General features: G+C 62.9%; 17 protein-coding genes. 9 read left to right on the top strand and 8 right to left on the bottom strand.

The features are described from left to right. Positions 1 to 77 precede the first annotated feature (77 nt). A complete protein-coding gene (locus J2045_RS03470) occupies positions 78 to 935 on the bottom strand; it encodes a PhnD/SsuA/transferrin family substrate-binding protein (RefSeq protein WP_307369440.1) in 858 nt (285 codons plus the stop codon). 118 nt (positions 936 to 1053) lie between these two features. Here J2045_RS03470 and J2045_RS03475 point away from each other — a divergent pair, with 118 nt between their 5' ends. From J2045_RS03475 to J2045_RS03490, 4 genes are read left to right on the top strand one after another with little or no spacing between them, the layout of a single operon-like run. Further along, positions 1054 to 2220 carry an alpha-D-ribose 1-methylphosphonate 5-triphosphate diphosphatase gene (locus J2045_RS03475; RefSeq protein ID WP_307369442.1) on the top strand — a complete coding sequence of 389 codons (1167 nt, stop codon included), beginning with the start codon at positions 1054 to 1056 and terminating at the stop codon, positions 2218 to 2220. Positions 2221 to 2233: 13 nt separating this feature from the next. Continuing rightward, positions 2234 to 3007 (top strand): phosphonate metabolism transcriptional regulator PhnF, encoded by a 774-nt coding sequence (phnF, locus tag J2045_RS03480; protein ID WP_307369444.1) that lies wholly within the window; start codon positions 2234 to 2236, stop codon positions 3005 to 3007. A gap of 41 nt (positions 3008 to 3048) precedes the next feature. After that, positions 3049 to 4776, top strand: a complete 1728-nt coding sequence (locus J2045_RS03485) for a phosphoethanolamine transferase (RefSeq protein WP_307369447.1) — start codon at positions 3049 to 3051, stop codon at positions 4774 to 4776. Then, entirely contained in the window at positions 4773 to 5162 is a 390-nt protein-coding gene (locus J2045_RS03490; protein WP_307369450.1) for a diacylglycerol kinase, read from the top strand. The genes J2045_RS03485 and J2045_RS03490 overlap by 4 nt, the downstream gene beginning before the upstream one ends. 111 nt (positions 5163 to 5273) lie before the next feature. On the opposite strand, the gene J2045_RS03495 is transcribed toward J2045_RS03490, so the two are convergent. Further along, complete coding sequence (locus J2045_RS03495; RefSeq protein WP_307369452.1) at positions 5274 to 5813, bottom strand: cytochrome b/b6 domain-containing protein; 540 nt, start codon at positions 5811 to 5813, stop codon at positions 5274 to 5276. 3 nt (positions 5814 to 5816) lie between these two features. Further along, the gene (locus J2045_RS03500) at positions 5817 to 6083 is read right to left on the bottom strand and encodes a PepSY domain-containing protein (protein WP_307369456.1); all 267 of its coding nucleotides are present in this window, start codon (positions 6081 to 6083) and stop codon (positions 5817 to 5819) included. A gap of 155 nt (positions 6084 to 6238) precedes the next feature. Here J2045_RS03500 and J2045_RS03505 point away from each other — a divergent pair, with 155 nt between their 5' ends. After that, a complete protein-coding gene (locus J2045_RS03505) occupies positions 6239 to 6907 on the top strand; it encodes a response regulator (protein WP_307369458.1) in 669 nt (222 codons plus the stop codon). Continuing rightward, the gene (locus J2045_RS03510) at positions 6897 to 8252 is read left to right on the top strand and encodes a sensor histidine kinase (RefSeq protein WP_307369460.1); all 1356 of its coding nucleotides are present in this window, start codon (positions 6897 to 6899) and stop codon (positions 8250 to 8252) included. Before J2045_RS03505 ends, J2045_RS03510 begins: the two co-directional genes overlap by 11 nt. 144 nt (positions 8253 to 8396) lie before the next feature. Here J2045_RS03510 and J2045_RS03515 read toward each other — a convergent pair whose 3' ends face one another. The 5 genes from J2045_RS03515 to J2045_RS03535 all read right to left on the bottom strand — a co-directional run bounded on the left by J2045_RS03515 (position 8397) and on the right by J2045_RS03535 (position 14029). Then, the gene (locus J2045_RS03515; RefSeq protein ID WP_307369463.1) at positions 8397 to 10025 is read right to left on the bottom strand and encodes an FGGY-family carbohydrate kinase; all 1629 of its coding nucleotides are present in this window, start codon (positions 10023 to 10025) and stop codon (positions 8397 to 8399) included. Positions 10026 to 10078: 53 nt separating this feature from the next. Next, a complete protein-coding gene (locus tag J2045_RS03520) occupies positions 10079 to 10807 on the bottom strand; it encodes an SDR family oxidoreductase (protein WP_307369466.1) in 729 nt (242 codons plus the stop codon). Between the two features lie 21 nt (positions 10808 to 10828). Next, positions 10829 to 12091 carry a sugar ABC transporter permease gene (locus J2045_RS03525; RefSeq protein ID WP_307369468.1) on the bottom strand — a complete coding sequence of 421 codons (1263 nt, stop codon included), beginning with the start codon at positions 12089 to 12091 and terminating at the stop codon, positions 10829 to 10831. Next, entirely contained in the window at positions 12088 to 12909 is an 822-nt protein-coding gene (locus tag J2045_RS03530; RefSeq protein WP_307369470.1) for an ATP-binding cassette domain-containing protein, read from the bottom strand. The genes J2045_RS03525 and J2045_RS03530 overlap by 4 nt, the downstream gene beginning before the upstream one ends. 73 nt (positions 12910 to 12982) lie before the next feature. Next, positions 12983 to 14029: an ABC transporter substrate-binding protein gene (locus J2045_RS03535; protein WP_166600756.1), complete on the bottom strand. Its 1047-nt coding sequence runs from the start codon at positions 14027 to 14029 to the stop codon at positions 12983 to 12985. Between the two features lie 276 nt (positions 14030 to 14305). On the opposite strand from J2045_RS03535, the gene J2045_RS03540 reads away from it, so the two are divergent. The 3 genes from J2045_RS03540 (at position 14306) to J2045_RS03550 (ending at position 17625) form a co-directional block, all read left to right on the top strand. Then, complete coding sequence (locus J2045_RS03540; protein ID WP_307369472.1) at positions 14306 to 15316, top strand: LacI family DNA-binding transcriptional regulator; 1011 nt, start codon at positions 14306 to 14308, stop codon at positions 15314 to 15316. A 192-nt stretch (positions 15317 to 15508) separates the two neighbouring features. Continuing rightward, a complete protein-coding gene (locus J2045_RS03545; RefSeq protein ID WP_307369474.1) occupies positions 15509 to 17011 on the top strand; it encodes a dihydrolipoyl dehydrogenase family protein in 1503 nt (500 codons plus the stop codon). Continuing rightward, the gene (locus J2045_RS03550) at positions 17008 to 17625 is read left to right on the top strand and encodes a CDP-alcohol phosphatidyltransferase family protein (protein ID WP_307369476.1); all 618 of its coding nucleotides are present in this window, start codon (positions 17008 to 17010) and stop codon (positions 17623 to 17625) included. The genes J2045_RS03545 and J2045_RS03550 overlap by 4 nt, the downstream gene beginning before the upstream one ends. The last annotated feature ends 14 nt before the right edge of the window (positions 17626 to 17639 follow it).

The raw sequence follows: 17639 nt of genomic DNA on the forward strand, positions 1-17639 counted from the left end.
GGGGTCTTCTTTCTGCGGATATGGCAAGGGGCCGGCGCTGATGACGCCGACCCGTTAGCAGGCTCGGGGAAATCCGTTCAGTTGACGAAGTCGTTGAAGGTGTCGACGCCGATCGTGCGATACATCGAGCGGACGTAATCGTAGTCGCTGTCGTTCACGTCGGTTAGGAAGAAGCCACCCTTGAACTTCTGATTGTCTTCGCCCTGGAGAACAGCAGCCATGATGTCGGTGCCCTTTTCGCTGAAGGCCGTGCGGATCTTTGCGACGGTCTCCTCGGCCAGGTCCTTGCGGGCAACGAGAATGTCGTTCGGCAGGTCACGGCCACGGGCGACCACGGCAAAGGCGACATCCGGGAAGGCCTCGCGGACGGAGGCAAGGTGGCCGAAGTTAAGGCCGATGGCGGCGATGTCGCCACGGATCAGCGCTTCTGCGGCAACGTTGCGGGCGAGGATGACGGGTTCGTAGTCCTCATTGTACTTGAGGCCGTAGTCGGTGAGCGTCTGGGCCGGACCAAGATGCTGCGAGGTGGATCCAACAGAGCCGAAGGATACCTTCTTGCCCTTGAGATCCTCGACCGAACGGATCGGACCATTGGCCAAGACGGCGATCTGGGCAAAGTAGTCCGGACGCTGCCAGGCGACGACGATCTGCGGCTGCGCAAGTTCCTTCATGACGACGTATTCGGCCGGGCCGGTGAGGACGAGATCAACCTGTCCGGAATTCATCGCCTCGACCGCCGAGGTGCGCGAGCTGACCGGGAAGAGATCGATTTCCAGGCCGGTGGCCTGCTCGAGGGCCTTTTCAAAGCCGCCGAATTCCTGCTGCAGGGCTTCCAGGCCCTCGATGTCGGTGACGGCGAATTTGACACTCTCGGCCGCGGCCGGCGCGAGAGAGACCAGAGAGATTGCACAGGCTGCGAGAAGGGAGCGGATCATGATATCTTCCTTTGCTGTATAGACAGGAGCATCTTCTGCGATTATCCCTAGCGACCAGACGTGACGGGCACGTGACAGTTTTCCGGCCCCGGGGCGAAAAACGAAACGGAGAGACGCGATGAACTGGACCATCCGCAACGGCACCGTTCTGGGCACCGAGAGACTCGAACACACTGACCTCTTCGTCGAGTGCGGCATGCTGTCGGACAGGGGCAATGGCGGGCGCGAGATCGACGCCGCAGGCCTGCTCGTCCTGCCGGGCATCGTCGATATCCATGGTGACGGCTTCGAGCGGCAGATCATGCCGCGACCGGGCGTGCGCTTCGATGTCGGTCTGGCACTGCGCGACACCGACCGACAACTGGTGACCAACGGCATCACCACCGCCTTTCACGGCGTGACGGTGTCCTGGGAGCCCGGCCTTCGTTCGCTGCAGGCCGCTGGCGACTTCGTCACCGCACTTGCCGCTGCACGCCCGCATCTGGCCTGCGATACCCGCCTGCACCTGCGCTGGGAAACCTTCGCGCTGGATGCACTGTCGCAGGTGATCGAATGGCTGTCGCTCGACCCGAAGCCGCTCGTGGCCCTGAACGACCATACGACGGGTTCGGTGCTGAAGGGGACGATCGTCCGCAAGATCGGCCAGATGGCCGAGCGCTCCGGCCTGTCACGCGACGACTATATGGCGCTGCTCGACGACGTCTGGGCCCGCCGCGGCGAGGTAGCAGGCGCCATCGAACAACTGGCGGCAGCAGCACGCGACAACGGCAACGTGCTCCTCGCCCATGACGAGGCGTCTCCCGAAGAGCGCCGACATTTCCGGGCACTGGGGGCCGTGTCGTCTGAGTTTCCGCTGACGCTGGAGACGGCTGCCGAAGCCCGCGCCGCCGGCGAACATGTCATTCTTGGCGCCCCCAACGTCGTGCGCGGTGGCAGCCACAATGGCGCGCTCGACGCAAAGACAGCGGTCCGCGACGGGCTCTGCAGCGTGCTCGCCTCCGACTACCACTACCCGTCCCCACTGCACGCGGTCTTCCGGCTGGCATCCCCTGAGGATGCTAACTTCGCCAAGGTCTGGCACCTCGTGTCAGCCAATGCCGCCGCCGCCGCCGGACTTGAGGATCGGGGGCGACTCGAGGAAGGAAAACGCGCCGACGTCATCCTCGTTGACGCGAAGGACATCCACCACCCGAAGGTGGTGGCAACCTTCGTCGGCGGTCGGCTCGTCTATTCGGCACACACTCTGATAGAGACCGAATCCGCGATTGCCTCAGCCGCCGCCTGAACCGGAAACCATCATGCTCGACACGCCCGAAATCCCTCTCGCCACCTTCAACGGCCTGGTCTTTGGACCACGCAGCGACATGCCGATATGGCAGCAGATCCGCGACCATATCCTTGGCCTGATCGAAGGCGGAGCCTTGAGGCCAGGCAGCCAATTGCCCGGAGAAACGCATCTGGCGGCAAGCCTCGGCGTCACCCGCATCACGCTGCGCCAGGCGCTGCAGCAGTTGCAGAACGAGGGGCATCTGACGGCGCGCAAAGGGGTGGGCATCTTCGTGCGCAGCCCGCCAGCGATTTTCTCCGTCCGCGATGGCCATCCGTTCCGCGAGAATATCGAGACCCACAGCGCGCCCATCACCACGGACACACGTTTCGTGCGACGCGAGGCGGCAAACGCAGACCTGGCGGAGCGGCTGCGGATCGCCGAGGGCGCAGGGATCGTGCACCTGCGCCGTGTGAGACTGCTGGCTGACCAGCCCGTCTACGTGAACGACAAATACTTCCCGGCCGAGCGGTTTCCGGATTTCGAAACGGTTTACGCCGACCGGCAATCGGTTACCGATGTCTTTCGGGCCCATGGCATCGCCGCCTTCCGGCGGGTGGAAACACGGATCAGCGGCGGCTTTTCAACGGTCGAAGAAGCGGAGAACCTGCGGTTGACGCCGGGAACACCTGTCTTCCACCTCAATGCCCGCAACGAGGACGGCAACGGCACGACGATTGAATGGACCTCCGGCTGCTGGCCGCTGACCTCGGTCGAGTTTGTCTTCGGCGCGGCTCCGAAATAGCGCTTCTCCCCAGCGTGACAGGCAAAGGTCGCGCAAGTCTCATGCCGGGTTTTCCTGACGCGTTCAGGTCTCTGTCAGCTTCCCCCTTCACTGCATCGGATCTTTCCATCCATGCACGAAAGGAAGCGGGCTTGTTCAAGACGCTTTTGAACTTCAGGCCAAGGATGCGCAGCGAGTGGCTGAGCGTGCTGACCGCAGTCTATCTCCTGCTTTTCATGAACGGGACGTTCTGGGCCAAATCATCCGTCTATCTCAAGGGCGATGGCTTGACCCTGTTTGCCCTCGGGATCGGATTGCTGGCCGCCTTTATCGCGCTCATCGTGACGTTTTCGGCCAAATACCTCATCAAGCCGGCCCTGATCCTCCTGATCTTCGCGGGTGTTGCCGGGGCCTGGTTCATGGACCGGTTCGGCATCATCATCGACGGTGAAATGATCCGCAATGCCATGGAGACCAACCAGGCGGAGGCCGGACATCTGATCACATCCGCCTTCATCCTGCACATGGTTCTGTTCGGTATTCTGCCCTCGCTCTTCATCGCGGCAGTGGACATCGAGCACCGCCCGATCCTGAAGAAGGTGGCGGTCAACATGATGATCATCCTGCCCTGCCTCGTGGTGTTCGGGCTTGCCGGGCTTTCGAACAGCGGAACCTTCATCTTCAACATCCGCCAGCATCGGGACTGGTTCCGGACCCTGAACCCGGTTTTTCCGATGGCGAGCGCGGCCGGTTTCTTCATCGGTGAAAGCAAGGAGCAGACCATCGTTGTCCAACCCCTGGGCACCGATGCCAAGGTCGTGGAAGAGGCGGCAGCAGGCCATCGCAAGCCGCGTGTCACCGTCGTCGTGGTCGGCGAGACCGCACGGGCCATGAATTTTCAGCTCGGCGGCTATCAGCGAGAGACCAATCCGGAGCTTTCGAAGCGCGATATCGTCTATTTCACGGATACGTCGAGCTGCGGCACAGCGACCGCAGTTTCGGTGCCGTGCATGTTCTCCGTCTTTGGCCGCACCGACTACTCCCACGCCAAGGCGATGGCAACGGAGGACTTGATGGATGTGCTGGCCCATGCCGGGATCAAGACCGAATGGTGGGACAACAATACAGGCGACAAGCACGTGGCCGACCGGATCCGGAAAACGGACTTCTTCAAGTCCAACGATCCTCGCTTTTGCTCCGGTGGAGAATGCCTGGACCAGATCCTGGTGGACGGTCTCGACACATGGCTCGACAAGGTCGACGGCGATGCGGTTCTCGTTCTTCACCAACTCGGCAATCACGGGCCGGCCTACTATCTGCGCTATCCGTCGGAGTTCGGGAAATTCCTGCCCGATTGCCGCTCGGTGGATTTCGACACCTGCACGCCCGAGACGATCACCAATGCCTATGACAATGCCCTGCTCTACACTGACCACATCCTCTCGGAAGTGATCGACAAGCTGGGCTCCCATGGCGACCGGCTCGATACCGCCATGATCTACATGTCGGATCACGGAGAATCGCTCGGGGAAAACGGCCTTTATCTGCATGGGGCGCCCTACCTGTTTGCACCGAAGGAGCAGACCCATGTTCCCTTCGTGCTCTGGACCTCACCGGGTCTTCGGCTGGCTACAGGGATCGACAAGCCATGCCTTTCGGCCAAGGCGGATGAACCGCACTCCCATGACAATCTCTTTCACAGCGTTCTGGGCCTCATGCGGGTGAAGACTTCGGTCTACGACCCCGCCCTGGACATCTTTGCGGCCTGCCGGAGCGGGGTATCCTCATGAGGCAATCTCCGGAATTCGCCCCTCCCAAACGCGCCGGCCTGGCGCATCTGTGGGCGGCGACGGGATACTCGGCCGGTGGCCTGATCCGTCTTGCAAAAGAAGCCGCCTTCCGCCACGAGGCCGTGGCGGGCGTCGGCCTGATGGCTGCCTATGCGACCATGGACGTCACGGCGGCGATCCGGTTGTCCGCTGCGATCCTGTTCCTGGTGCTGGTCGCCATGGAGGCCGTGAATACGGCGATCGAGGAGATCATCAACCACATCTCGCCCGAGGTTTCGGACACGGCAAGACATGCAAAGGACCTGGGCTCGCTTGCAGTCTTCTGCCTGATCTCGGCCAATTCCATCCTGCTTCTCTATGCCCTCGCCGTGCACCTCCAGGTTTGACTGGGCTCGCCCCAAGGGCTGCCGAAAGGCAGGCTCTCCAGCTTACGGTCAGCAAGACAGAAAAGGACGCCGCAATCTGCGGCGTCCTTTTCCTGTTGCGGGCGATCGGGCTCAGAGAATATCGCCAGCCGCCGGTGCGCGCTTTCGGCCGGTGATCATGGCGAGAGCGAGGTTCTCATGGTGGCGGAGGCTGGCATGGATTACGCCTGCGACGTGCAGGGCAATCGCCACCAGCAGCAGTTCGGCCAGCGTTTCATGGGTTTCTTCCACCCATTCGACACCCCAATAGGCGTCGGTCGTCTGCATCCAGCCGGTGAGCGCGATGCCACCGACTATGACCAGCAGCAGCATCACCATGGCCGCACCAAGCGGGTTGTGCCCCAGATAGCGGGGCTCCCGATGGCGAACGACATCCCCGGCATAGAGCAGCGTTCGCTTCGGCGAGCGAATGAACTGGCTGAAGCGGGCGTATCGGGTGCCGGCGATGCCGAGGACGAACCTCAGGCCGATCAACCCGGCTGCCGCATAGCCTGCCACTTCGTGCAGGCTCTGCAACTCGTCCGCCGTCAACCAGCACAAGGCCACACTGCCCGCCAGGCTCCAGTGAAAGAACCGGACCGGACGATCCCAGACCTTGACTGTCGACGCCATGGATCAGTCCTCGATCTTCATGTCGATGGACTGGAAGGTCTGCGGGTTGAAATAGGCTTCGACCTTCTTGCCTTCGCCATTGATGGCATAGGCCTCGTAACAGCCGTCCTCGGTCTTGATCGAACGAACCTTCCAGCCTTCGCCCTCAAGCTTCGCCTGGAGCGCTTCGCGCGGCTGCCAGTCGGCCATGGCCACATTGCATTTTTCCGCAGCGAATGCGGTGCCGCTGAAGCCTGCTGCGAGGCTGAGAGCGATGATGATCTTGCGCATGGGATGTGCTCCTTTCCTGTTTTGGACACGCTTGGAAGATCAACGGGCAAGCTGACAGCCACCTGAAGGCGCAGGGACACAGCTTGCGGGCGGTTCAGCAGCCTGTCAGTTTCAGATGCGATGAGGGAGCACGACTTCTGGATAGGGACTAATGCATGCGGGTCTTGCTGGTGGAAGACGACGAGATACTGGGCGATGCGGTGAAGACGCATGTACACCGCCAGGGGCATGCCGTGGATTGGGCGCTTTCGCGCGACGAAGCCGAGGCAAGCCTTGCGGCCGCCACCTACGATCTTGTCCTTCTCGACCTGCGTCTGCCGGATGGCAGCGGGCTCGACATCCTCAACGCGCTCCGTGCCCGCCGCTGCGAAATGCCAGTCATCATCATGACCGCCCATGACCAGGTCTCGGACCGGATCGCAGGACTGAATGCAGGCGCCGACGATTACCTGGTGAAACCCGTCGATCTCGGCGAATTGCAGGCACGCATCCACGCCGTGTCGCGGCGCTACGGAACGCACAAGCTCCCGGCGCTCACAGTCAAGGACCTCTCGATCTATCCGTCAGAGCGGCGGGTTGCCGGTGCGGACGGGGCAGAAATCCAGCTTTCTTCCCGCGAATGGGCGGTGCTCGACCGTCTCATCGCCCGCAAACGTGCAATCGTGTCCAAGGGACAGATCGAGGAGGCGCTCTACGCCTTTGGCGCGGAGGTCGAAAGCAACACGGTCGAGGTCTATGTCAGCCGGTTGCGCCGCAAGCTCGGCAAGGATGCCATAGAGACCGTCCGCGGTGTCGGTTACAGGATTTCATCTGATGCGAACTGAACCCAGCAGCCTTGCAGGTCGGCTCGTCCTGTCGATTTCGATCCTGCTCATCGTGTTCTGGACCGTCGGTGTCGGGCTCGCCATCCACGTGATGCGCTCCGAGTTCGACGAAGTCTTCGACAGCGCCTTGCAGGAAACCACGGAACGGCTCGCCCCCCTCGTCGTCGACGACTATTTTCGCCGGGACGAGGGCACAGGGCCGAACCAGGTCGCCGCCCTCAACCCTGGCACGGCAGACGAATACCTGACCTATCAGGTGCGCGACGCATCGGGACGCGTGCTTCTGCATTCGCACAATGTCGGCTCCGAACCCTATCCGGCGCCCTTGCGCCCCGGCTTCTGGAGTGACGAGGACCGCCGGATCTTCACCATAGCGACCGTCAGCGACAGCCTCTTCGTGCAGGTCGCGGATTCGCTCGCCCATCGTCGGGAGGCCACGCTCGAAAGCGCGCTGACCCTCTTGCTGCCGATCCTGCTGCTGCTGCCGCTCGGCATGTTTGCGACCCGTTGGATCGTCGTCAGGGCAACGAAACCCGTCAGTGACCTGCGTGACGAAATCAGCATGCGGGACGGGACCAATCTCGACCCCATCCCCCTTCAGGGCCTGCCGCGCGAAATTGCCTCGATTCCCGGCTCGGTCAACACGCTTCTCGGTCGCCTCAAACACGCCTTGCAGGCCGAGCGGGACCTCGCCGCCAATAGCGCCCATGAGCTCAGGACACCGCTGGCCGGTGCCCTGGCGCAGATGGAGCTGCTGGCTGGTCAATTGACCCAGACGGAGGACAGGGCACGGGCAGAACGGGTGCTGGAGGCGCTCAGGCGCCTGTCGCTGATGCTGGAAAAGCTGCTGCAGCTGTCCCGCGCCGAAGCGGGGATCGGCCTTTCGCCGACGCCCGTCGATCTGGTCGGTCTCGTCGCGCTGCTGGTGGATGGCTTCCGCCGGTCCAATCCTGCCGCCATGGTCGAGGTGGAGCTGGCGCCGGGCCTCGGCAAGCTTCCCCGTGCGGTGGACCCCGACGCCTTCGCCATCGCCTTTAACAATCTGCTCGAAAATGCCTTCCGCTATGGCATGCCAGATAGACCGATCACGGTCTCTCTGGGCGCGGACGGGCGCATTTCCGTGACCAATGCCGTATCAGGCCCGCTGGATCCTGACGTCGATACATACCGCGCTCGCTTCAAGCGGGGCCAGACGACCAAGCCCGGTTCGGGCCTTGGTCTTGCGATCGTCGACAAGCTGATGGCACAGATGAACGGTCACATGAGCCTGCGGGTGCTGGCCATACCAGGGGAACCGAGGCGCTTTCAGTGCGAACTGTCCTTTGCGGGAGAACGCCGAGCCTGACGCCTGTGGCTCCTGCGCAGCCTGTGACTCACAATCACTCGGGAGGGCCTACCGGCCCCCTGCCTATGAAATTCCGATGCGGTGGATGCCTGGCGCCCTATGGTTCAATGTCGGTCGCCACGCCCCCGACGACAGAGCGGAGGTCTATCGTATCCTTCGCGCGACATCCTGAAGACTGAGAAACGCCTGATACCGATGGGCATGGGTTTCAGCCACCCCGCCGCCCGCTGGCGCATAGACCGACGCCACGGACGAGAGCGCTTCCATGGCATTGCGAACATTGGGAAACGCTCCCGCAGCCACACTACCTAGGATGGCCGAACCGAGAAGAACGGGCTCGTCGGCGGCGGGCGCGATGACCGGTTTGCCACAGGCATCCGCCAGGATCTGCCGCACCATCGAACTTGCGCCGGCACCGCCGCTGATCACCACGCGTTCGACAGATGCCCCCGCCTTCGCCTGGGTCTCGATGATCTGGCGTAGCCCGTATCCGATGCCGCAGAGACCGGCGACGTAGAGTGCGACAAGATTGTCGATATCCCGCTCCATGCCGAGGCCCGCGACAATCGCCCGAGCATGGGGATCGGCGAAAGGCGCCCGGTTTCCAAGAAACTCCGGCACGACATGCAGGCCATTGGCCAGCTCCACCACCTCTGAAGGCTTTGAAACCATCCCTGCCGCGACCTCGCCCACGAAGACAGGCAGTGACTTGCCCTGCAAGCGGGCCGCCTCCGTCGCGTCTCCGGCTGCCGGGTGAAAGGACAGCAACTGGTCGATCGCGGCACCGGCGGCACTCTGGCCACCCTCGTTCAGCCACATGCCCGGCACCATGGCCGAGTAGTAGGGTCCCCAGACGCCAGGCACGAAGACAGGCTCGACGGTGGAAGTCATGGTGCAAGACGACGTGCCGAAGACATAGGCGAGGTTCTCGGCCGGCTTGCCGCCGATCCCGACCGTGCCAATACCCCCGGCATGCGCATCGATCATGCCGGCCGCCACCGCCGTACCAGGCTTCAGACCCATGGCATTTGCGGCTTCGTCTGTCAGGCCACGACCCAGGCGCGTGCCGGGCTCGACGATCTCGGTGCCGATCCGGGCGAAGTTCTCGTTGGCCAGTTCACCAAGTCCGATCGCTTCAAAATAGCTCGCATCCCAGCGCGCCTCATGGGCCAGATAGGTCCATTTGCAGGTAACCGTGCAGGTCGAGCGGGAGAGGTCACCAGTCGACTTCCACGTCAGGAAATCAGCGAGGTCGAAGAACTGCCAGGCGGAGGCGAATGTCTCATGCCGGTTTTCCTTGAGCCAGAGGATCTTCGGCGTCTCCATCTCAGGCGAGATGCGTCCGCCGACATACCTCAGCACCTCATGGCCCATCGCGTTGATGCGCTCTGCCTGGCCAACGGCGCGGTGATCCATCCAGACGATGATGTCGCGTTCGGCCTTTTCCGAGGGCCCTACCGCCAACGGCTTGCCGCCCTCCCCCAGAACCACCAGCGAGCAGGTGGCGTCGAAGCCCAGCCCGACGACCTGCGCCGGATCGACACCGGCCGACGAAACCGCTTCGCGAATGATGGCGCAGACAGCGTTCCAGATCTCCGTGCTCGACTGTTCGACGATCGAGCCCGCCTCGCGAAACAGCGAGATATCACGTTTGGCCACCGACAGCATGTGACCGCTGAGGTCGAACAAGCCCGCACGGGCGCTGCCCGTTCCAACATCGACGCCGATGACGTAACGCGGGGGTCCCTCGGGCGAAATGTCGGCTGGGTTCATGATCTTATGCTCTGCTGTCGGCTGTTCATGGGCATGTTGGGGTCCGGCTGGCGTCAAAGATCGACGCTGTTGGGCAGGATCACCAGGTCTCGGATCGTCACGTTGCGCGGCCTCGACAGCATGAAGAGAACGGCCTCGGCCACCTCCTTCGGCTGCATGAGGCTTCCATTGGCGAGCGCTTCCTCCATCTTGGCCTTTGGCCAGTCATCAAGCAGTGCCGTCACCACCGGTCCTGGCAGAACCGCACCAACACGCACGCCATGCGGAGCCACCTGGCGGCGGGTCGAATGGACGAAGGCTTGCACCGCGAATTTTGACGCCGTGTAGATTGGCTCCCAGACAACCGGAACAACGCCGGCGATCGAGCTCGTGAACAGGATATCGCCGGACTTCTGCGCGATCATGTGCGGCAGCACCGCATGCACCGAGCGGAAGGCGGCATTGATGTTGAGATTGAGCATGCGATCCCAGGCATCCGGATCGCCTTCGGCCACAGGGCCGCCGATATAGGCTCCGGCATTGGCGTGAAAAATGTCCAGCCGACCGGTCCGCTCAAGGATCCGCGGCAGCATGCTCGAGACATCCGCGCCATCCAGCAGGTCGACGACCAGCGGGACTGCACGATCACCGAGTTCCTTGCAGAGCGCCTCGAGCTTGTCCCCGGCGCGATCGACCAGCACAACCGTTGCGCCTTCGGCAAGCAGGGTGCGGGCGCATTCCAGGCCGATCCCCGAGGCTGCTCCGGTGATGGCCGCGACCTTGCCCTTCATCAGTTCTGTCATATCAAGTCTCCAGTCTTTGGATCAGGCGCGGCCATGGCTGACGCGCGAACGGCGGGCGAGCGAGTCGACGATGACGGCGATGGCGAGCACCGCCCCGGTGATCATGTAGCGGAGCGACGAGCTCAGGTTGAGGAGTGTCAGCCCGTTCGAGATCGCCTGGATGACGATAATGCCGAGGAGGGCGGAATAGGCGCTGCCGCGACCGCCGAAGAGGCTGGTGCCGCCGATGACGGCTGCCGCGATGGCATTCAGGTTGACGTCGCCGGTACCGGCCTGCTGGCTCGACGATGCCAGGCGCGATGCCGACAGCGTGCCGCCGAGGGCTGCGAGCGTCGAGCAGAGCATGAAGGCGCTCATGTAGATGCGGCGAACATTGATGCCGGAGCGGCGGGCGGCTTCGCGGTTGCCACCGACAGCGAACATCGAGCGGCCCCACTGGGTTCTGGTCAGCGCATAGTTGAGGATGACGACGAGCGCCACGAACAGCCCGAACATCCACGGCACGCCGCGCCCCAGGTTCAGGTAGTAGACGGCGACCTGCAGGATGACGGTGAGAAGGGACGCCTTGACGATCAGGCTGCTCAGCGGCTGCGAGGACAGGTTCACTGCCTGGCGACGCGCCCGGATCACGAGGCCCGTGACGATGATCACCGCACCCGGCATCAACGCCACCAGATGCGACAGCCAGTCCGGCATGACCAGGATCTGGCCGAAACGAACGAGCGGCGAGGCATAGGGCAGATTGATGCTGCCCGTGGGGCCAAGGATGTACAGCTGCAAGCCAAGAAGCGCCAGAAGACCGGCAAGCGTCGCGACGAAGCTCGGCATACCGAGCCTGTTGTACAGCATCGCATAGAGCGCGCCCACGGCCGCCCCGGTGACCAGTGCGGCGCCAATGGCGAGCGGCAGCGAGATGCCGGAATTGACCCAGAGCACGCCGATGATCGCTGACGCAAGGCCGCTCATCGATCCGACCGACAGGTCGATCTCGCCGAGGATCAGCACACAGACGATGCCGAGCGAGATGATGCCGACGGTGGCGCAGTCAAACAGCAGGTTCACCAGGTTGTTTGGTGCCAGGAAGATCGGGTTCAGGATGCTGAAGACCGTCGAGATGACAATCAGGCCGATGGCGACCGGCAGCATGCCGAGGTCGCCGGAGCGGACGCGGCTCACAAAGGCGCGGATCATGCCGCCGATGCCGTCGGCATGGCTGACACGCTCGTCGCTGCGGTCAAGCGCAAGGGAAGCGGGCTTGGTGTTGGGGGACATATCGGTGCTCATGCATGGCTCCCGTCAATTTCGGCCTGTTCGACGGCCTTGCGGCCGGCCCGGCGAGAGACAGAGTTTTCCGTGGCACCGGTGATGGCAGCCACGAGTTCCTGATTGGAGGCGTCGGGTGTGAAGACGCCATTGTTCTTGCCGAGCCTGAGGACGACGATACGGTCGGCAACGGCGCGCACATCTTCCATGTTGTGGCTGATGATGATCACCCCGAGGCCGCGCTCGCGCACGCGCTCGATCAGATTCAGGACCTCAGCCGTCTGGGCGACACCGAGGGCTGCCGTCGGCTCGTCGAGCATGATGATCTTCGGATCGAGCAGAAGCGAACGTGCGATCGCAACCGTCTGGCGCTGACCGCCGGAAAGAGATGCGATGGGTTCCCTGACCGAGGGAATGCGGGCGGCAAGCTCACGCAGAAGCGTCCAGGCGCGGACCTCCATGGACACTTCGTCGAGGTTCCAGGGTGAGAGCTCGTGACCCAGAAAGAGGTTTGCAACAACGTCAAGATTTTCGCAGAGCGCCAGGTCCTGGAAGACGGTCGCAATGCCGAGCTCGAGCGCGCGGCTCGGGCTGTCGAGCGACACGTCCTGGCCACAGAACTCGATCCGGCCGGAACTCGGCTGATGGACGCCGGCGAGAACCTTGATCAGCGTCGACTTGCCGGCACCGTTGTCACCAACAAGAGCAACGACCTCGCCAGCCTTCACTTCCAGATCTATGTCGCTCAGGGCGGATACCGCGCCAAAATTCTTCGAGACATTGCTCAGCTTGAGGATGGTCGTGCCCTTGGGAGGCAGACCGATGTCATTTCGTTGCATGACGAGGCGCTCTTCTTTCCGAATTGGGTACGCCCGGCCGGAGCAAGCCCCGACCGAGCGCCTTGGGAGATCATTAGTTGGTAATGCCGAGCTTCTTGCAACCCTCGGCGTATTCCCCGGTGCAGACGTCCTCGGGCTTCTGGATGCCCTTGTCGAAGATTTCCGCCTTGATGTTTTCCGCCGTGACGACAGCCGGCACGAAGAGCTCGGACGGCGTGTTGTACAGCGTCGTCTTGGCTTCCGGGGTCTCGCCCTTCAACAGCGTGACGGCGACGTTGGCGGCAGCCGCCGCAACGATTTCCGAAGGCTTGGAGATCGTGTTGTACTGATCACCCGAGATGATCAGCTGCAAGGCAGCAATCGTCGCGTCATTGCCGGTGACGGGCGGAACGGGGTTGACGCCAGCCGCCTTGAAGGCAGCGATGGCGCCGCCGCCGGTACCGTCATTGGCCGCAACCACGCCCTTGATCTCGGCGCCAAAGCGGGTGATCTGGCCGGCGGCCCATTCCTGGGCCTTCGGCGGCGCCCATTCCGGCGTGTCGAATTCGGCCAGCGTCTTGTAGCCGGAATCCTTCAGGCCACGATGGATACCGTCACGGATGAGGCCTGCAGCCGCATCCGTCGGCGAACCATTGATCTGCAGGACGCCGGAACCTTCCGGCACGCCGCTTGCCTTCATGTGATCGACGAGCGACTTGGCGATGGCATGGCCGATGCCTTCATTGTCGAAGGAGACGTAGTAGTCGGCAGCCTTGTCCGGGATCGGGCGGTCATAAGCGATGACCTTGACGTCCTGGGACTGGGCAATCTCCACGAGAGCGGCAGCGGCAGCGGAATCAACGGGGTCGAGAACGACGACCTTGGCACCCTGAGCGATCACCGAGTTGAACTGCTGCTGCTGGAGCGCGACATCCGCATTGGCGTTCTGATAGATGACGGTGCAGGACGGGCAAAGCTTGGCCATCTCGGCCTTGAAGCCCGGATAGTCGTGCTCTTCATAGCGCGTGGATGCCTGGTCGGGCATCAGGAAGGCGACTGTCGCCCCTTCCTGCGCGAGAGCGGAACCGGAAAGCATTGCGGCGAAACCGACGGTCGCCAGCAGCATGGAACGAATTTTCATTTCTCATTCTCCTCCTTGAATGGAACAGCCCGCGTCGAGAGACCACTCCGGACCTTCGCTCGCCAAACCCATTCCGCGTCGCCTGACATGAGGACGCAGAACATCGTCCGTCGCCGAACACCTCGGCGCCGCAAGAATTGGTCACTGGCTGAACGCCTCCCGGTCAACCCTCCACAGCCAACCTGTATCATCGATTGAGCACCTTTGCTCAATCGATGAAGCAAGAATTGCCACCTCCTGCGTTTGATGTCAAGTTGGGTTCCGCAGGAGGAATTCGTGAATCAGCAGCATCCGCAGAAGAAGACGACGATCTATGACCTTGCCGAGCTCGCCGGAACGTCGGCGAGTGCCGTCAGCGCCGTTCTCAACGGCAACTGGAAAAAGCGACGGATCAGCAGCCAGCTCGCCGAGAAGATCACCCGGATCGCCGAGGAACAGGGCTATGCAGTCAACATGCAGGCGAGCCTCCTGCGGCGAGAAAAGTCCCGCATCATCGGCATGATCGTGCCGAAATACGACAACCGCTATTTCGGCTCGATCGTCGAGACATTCGAAATCATGGCGCGGGAACGCGGCCTTTTCCCGATCATCACCTGCACGCTGCGTGACCCCGATCTCGAGGTGGAGGCGGCGAGGACAATGCTGTCCTACCAGGTAGAATGGCTGATCTCGACCGGCGCGACCGATCCTGATCGCATCACCGACATCTGCCTGGCCGCCGGCACCCGCAGCCTCAATCTCGACCTGCCGGGAACCAAGGCGACGTCGATCATATCGGACAATTTCGCCGGGGCGCGCGAACTGACGAAGCGCACGCTGACCAACCTCAAGCGCAAGACAGGTGGGATGTCGCCGCTGCTGTTCATCGGCGGCCGCGGCAGTGACCACAACACCGCAGAACGTATTCGCGGTTTCCGCATGGCGCACCAGGATCTCGGCGTCCCGATCGAGGAGCACCATATCCTGGCCTGCGGCTATGCGCCGGAGAAGGCGGCGCAGGCCCTCAACATGATGGCAACCGCCGAAGGCAGCGTGCCGCGCGGCATGTTCGTCAACTCGACCATATCTCTGGAAGGGGTCATGCGTTGGATCCAGTCATCGGCGCAGTTCGTCGGCGCACCGCCCATCATCGGCTGCTTCGACTGGGATCCGTTTGTCGCCCTGCTCGGACACGATATCGAGATGGCGCAACAAGATGTGTCCGGCATGCTCAAAGCCGCCTTCGACGTCGTTGAAAAGGATGGCGGGGACAGACGGTTGATCGAGATTCCTCCGATCTTCGCGTGAACGAGGTTCCCGGCCGCCGGTCTGGGCAGGCCTGTCACCCTCGCAACCTCTCCTTTTCGCCCCCTCATGTCGCGCCCTGCCCGCCACGCGCCAGGCGTCTCGGGCCGGGCGCGGAGTTTTTTTCGACTGGGTCGCGTAACGGAGGCGGATCTCGGAAGTCTCTTTTGTGTACGCCTCTTCGACGGAGCCCGCATGATGCCGACAGAACAGACCGCACAACCGGCCTGGACACGTCCGAGACGGTTCGACCGCAATCTGGTGGTGATCGGCGCGGGATCGGCGGGGCTGGTATCTGCCTATATCGCGGCAGCGGCCAAGGCCAGGGTGACGCTGGTCGAGGCCCACAAGATGGGCGGCGACTGCCTGAATTTCGGCTGCGTTCCCTCCAAGGCGCTGATCAAGAGTGCCAAGGTGGCGCATCAGATGCGCCATGCAGACCAGTATGGTCTCGAAGCCGTCGAACCAAAGGTCCCCTTCTCCGCCGTTATGGAACGGGTGCACAAGGTGATCACCGAGATCGAGCCGCATGACAGCGTCGAGCGCTACACGAGGCTTGGTGTCGAGGTGCTGCAGGGCTATGCCAGGCTCGTCGATCCCTGGACGGTGGAAATCGCACTCAACGACGGAGGAACCCAGCGCCTGACGACCCGGGCGGTGATCATCGCAACCGGCGCGCAACCCTTCGTGCCACCCATACCCGGGATCGACGCGGTCGGTTACCTCACGTCCGATACGCTGTGGGAGCGCCTGCGCGACCGGCCGGCAGCGCCGAAGCGGCTGGTCGTTCTCGGCGGCGGCCCGATTGGCTGCGAAGTGGCACAGAGCTTCGTAAGGCTTGGCTCCAAGGTCACGCAGATCGAGATGGCGCCGCGGCTGATGATGCGTGAAGACGAGGATGCATCGGCGCTGGTCGAGGCTTCGCTCAAGGCGGACGGCGTTCATGTCCTGACGGGCCACAAGGCCGTCGCCTGCGGGGTCGAGGCTGGCGAGAAATGGATCGACGTCGAGCATCAGGGGACCCTTCAGCGCGTGTTCTTCGACGACATCATTGTAGCCGTCGGTCGTGCGCCCCGCCTGAAGGGCTTCGGGCTCGAGGAACTCGGCATCAAGGTGGACCGCGTGGTCGAGACCAACGCGTATCTGCAGACGCTTCATCCCCATATCCTCGCGGCAGGCGATGTGGCAGGTCCTTACCAGTTCACCCATGTGGCGGGGCATCAGGCCTGGTTTGCGGCGATGAACGCACTGTTTGGCGATCTCAAGCGCTTCAAGGCCGACTACAGCGTCATCCCCTGGGCCACCTTTACCGATCCGGAAGTGGCGCGGGTCGGGCTGTCTGAAACGGAAGCCAGGGAGCAGAAGATCCCTTATGAGGTCACACGCTTCGGCATCGACGATCTCGACAGAGCGATTGCCGATGGCTCGGCCCGCGGTTTCGTGAAAGTGCTGACCGTGCCCGGCAAGGACAGGATCCTTGGCGCGACGATCGTCGGCGAACATGCCGGCGACCTGTTGGCGGAATTCGTCTTCGCGATGAAGCACGGCCTCGGCCTCGGCAAGATCCTCGGCACGATCCACATCTATCCGACGCTCGCGGAGGCCAACAAAATGGTCGCCGGCCAGTGGCGTCGCGCCCACATCAATGGCTTCCTCCTGTCGCTGCTCGAACGTTTCCAGACCTGGAGGCGCGGATGATCGACGCCCGGATCCTGCCGCTGCAAAGGGCCGCCCTGCAGCCGATCGCCGTCTTTCTGGCGCATCGTGGCGTGCCGGCGGATGCGCTGAGCCTGATCGGCTTCCTTGCCGGTCTTGGGGCGTTCACCGCCCTGTGCCTCGGGCAATGGCTCCCGGCACTCCTGCTGATCCTCGCCAACCGGCTATTCGACGGGCTGGACGGGGCCGTGGCCCGGATCCAGGGGCCGACGGACCGAGGAGCCTTTCTCGACATCGCGCTCGACATGGTCTTCTATGCGCTCATCCCACTCGGGTTTGCCGTGCAGGCGCCGGAAGTCCATGCGCTGCCGGCAGCCGTGCTGATCGTGTCCTTCGTCGGTACCGGCTCGTCCTTTCTCGCCTTTTCGGCGGTTGCCGCAAAGCTCGGTCGCAAGGCACCGGATTTCCCCACCAAGGGCATCTACTATGCCGGCGGCTTGGCGGAGGGCTTCGAGACGATCGCGGTCTTCGCCGCCATGTGCCTGTTTCCTGCCAATTTCACCGTGATCGCCTACGGGTTTGCCGCTCTTTGCGGGCTAACAACCGTCATCCGCTGGCGCCAGGGTTGGATCGCGTTCTCGGAGGGCGATCGATGAATGCCTCCCTGCCA

This window comes from Peteryoungia aggregata LMG 23059 (assembly GCF_030814435.1).
Classification (GTDB): domain Bacteria; phylum Pseudomonadota; class Alphaproteobacteria; order Rhizobiales; family Rhizobiaceae; genus Allorhizobium; species Allorhizobium aggregatum.

Bases quoted from the DNA above. Each gene is read 5' to 3' on its own strand.
- J2045_RS03525 (WP_307369468.1), bottom strand. From the start codon at position 12,091: ATGAGCACCGATATGTCCCCCAACACCAAGCCCGCTTCCCTTGCGCTT.
- J2045_RS03495 (WP_307369452.1), bottom strand. From the start codon at position 5,813: ATGGCGTCGACAGTCAAGGTCTGGGATCGTCCGGTCCGGTTCTTTCAC.
- J2045_RS03515 (WP_307369463.1), bottom strand. From the start codon at position 10,025: ATGAACCCAGCCGACATTTCGCCCGAGGGACCCCCGCGTTACGTCATC.
- J2045_RS03475 (WP_307369442.1), top strand. From the start codon at position 1,054: ATGAACTGGACCATCCGCAACGGCACCGTTCTGGGCACCGAGAGACTC.
- J2045_RS03490 (WP_307369450.1), top strand. From the start codon at position 4,773: ATGAGGCAATCTCCGGAATTCGCCCCTCCCAAACGCGCCGGCCTGGCG.
- phnF (WP_307369444.1), top strand. From the start codon at position 2,234: ATGCTCGACACGCCCGAAATCCCTCTCGCCACCTTCAACGGCCTGGTC.
- J2045_RS03545 (WP_307369474.1), top strand. From the start codon at position 15,509: ATGATGCCGACAGAACAGACCGCACAACCGGCCTGGACACGTCCGAGA.
- J2045_RS03500 (WP_307369456.1), bottom strand. From the start codon at position 6,083: ATGCGCAAGATCATCATCGCTCTCAGCCTCGCAGCAGGCTTCAGCGGC.
- J2045_RS03530 (WP_307369470.1), bottom strand. From the start codon at position 12,909: ATGCAACGAAATGACATCGGTCTGCCTCCCAAGGGCACGACCATCCTC.
- J2045_RS03550 (WP_307369476.1), top strand. From the start codon at position 17,008: ATGATCGACGCCCGGATCCTGCCGCTGCAAAGGGCCGCCCTGCAGCCG.
- J2045_RS03505 (WP_307369458.1), top strand. From the start codon at position 6,239: ATGCGGGTCTTGCTGGTGGAAGACGACGAGATACTGGGCGATGCGGTG.
- J2045_RS03535 (WP_166600756.1), bottom strand. From the start codon at position 14,029: ATGAAAATTCGTTCCATGCTGCTGGCGACCGTCGGTTTCGCCGCAATG.
- J2045_RS03510 (WP_307369460.1), top strand. From the start codon at position 6,897: ATGCGAACTGAACCCAGCAGCCTTGCAGGTCGGCTCGTCCTGTCGATT.
- J2045_RS03470 (WP_307369440.1), bottom strand. From the start codon at position 935: ATGATCCGCTCCCTTCTCGCAGCCTGTGCAATCTCTCTGGTCTCTCTC.
- J2045_RS03520 (WP_307369466.1), bottom strand. From the start codon at position 10,807: ATGACAGAACTGATGAAGGGCAAGGTCGCGGCCATCACCGGAGCAGCC.
- J2045_RS03485 (WP_307369447.1), top strand. From the start codon at position 3,049: ATGCCGGGTTTTCCTGACGCGTTCAGGTCTCTGTCAGCTTCCCCCTTC.